This window comes from Nonomuraea sp. NPDC049625, from assembly GCF_040675285.1.
Lineage (GTDB): Bacteria > Actinomycetota > Actinomycetes > Streptosporangiales > Streptosporangiaceae > Nonomuraea > Nonomuraea angiospora_A.
Genome location: NZ_JBFAOQ010000066.1, coordinates 1 through 1,021 on the forward strand (window position 1 = coordinate 1; position 1,021 = coordinate 1,021).

1 protein-coding gene is annotated in these 1,021 nt (G+C 69.3%); it reads left to right on the forward strand.

Annotated features, from left to right (window positions below):
- Positions 1 to 21: 21 nt before the first annotated feature.
- Positions 22 to 1,017, forward strand: coding sequence for a M23 family metallopeptidase (locus tag AB0J87_RS64415; protein WP_363985935.1), 996 nt, complete (start codon positions 22 to 24; stop codon positions 1,015 to 1,017).
- The last annotated feature ends 4 nt before the right edge of the window (positions 1,018 to 1,021 follow it).

The following is a 1,021-nucleotide window of genomic DNA, read 5'->3' on the forward strand; positions in this document are numbered from 1 at the left end:
TGCGCGCAGAAAGGTATCCGCATGAGAACCAGAGGGGTGCTTACGGCCGGGCTCGCCCTGCTCTTCAGCCTCACGACGGGCCCGATCGCGACGGCCTGGGCCGCGCCGACGCCGACCCCGACGCCGACGTCCTCGTCGAAGGAGGACGAGGGGGAGATGGGCAACCCGGACAACCAGGTGGACGTCCCGCCGGTGTCCACGCTGGCGGCGCCGAGCTTCCAGCTGCCGTTCCCCTGTGGTCAGACGTGGACGGGTAACTCCAGCGGGAGCAGCGCGCACAAGTCATACGAGATCGACTTCAACCGGGGCAGCACCGCCGACGCCGACCGTGGTGACACGGTGGTCGCCGCCGCGGCCGGCACCGTGGTCATCTCGGCCCACCAGGGCTCCACCAACGGTTACGGCAACCTGGTCAAGATCGACCACGGTGGCGGCTGGACCACGTACTACGCGCACCTGACCGTGCGCTCGGTCTCCGCCGGCGCCCAGGTCACCCAGGGCCAGAAGATCGGCACGGTCGGCAACACCAGCAAGCCCGGCAACAACATCAGCCCGCACCTGCACTACGAGGTCCGCCAGGGCACCAGCTACCCGAGCAACATCCGCAAGGCCACCTTCAACGGCGCCACCTTCGGCTACCCGAACGCCAGCGTGACCTCCAAGAACAAGTGCGGCGGCGGCAGCCCCGGCAACCCGCACACCGCCGAGTCCGTCTGCGGCGCCGGCTACAAGGTCATCGATTCGGCCGCCCTCGGCTCCAGCGGCACGGTCTACCTGACCTTCAACTCCGCCAACGGCAACAACTGCGTCGCCACCATCAAGAAGGCCTCGCTCGGCAAGGCCACCGCCACCACCGCCTACCTGGAGGTCGCGGGCAAGGCCCGGGCCACCGACACCGGCAACTTCGAGTACTACGCCGGGCCGGTGCGCGGCGCGGCCGCCGGCAAGTGCGTCAAGTGGGGCGGCAAGGCCGGATCCAGCACGTACAACAGCCCGTCCGAGCACTGCGGGAGCTGAACCC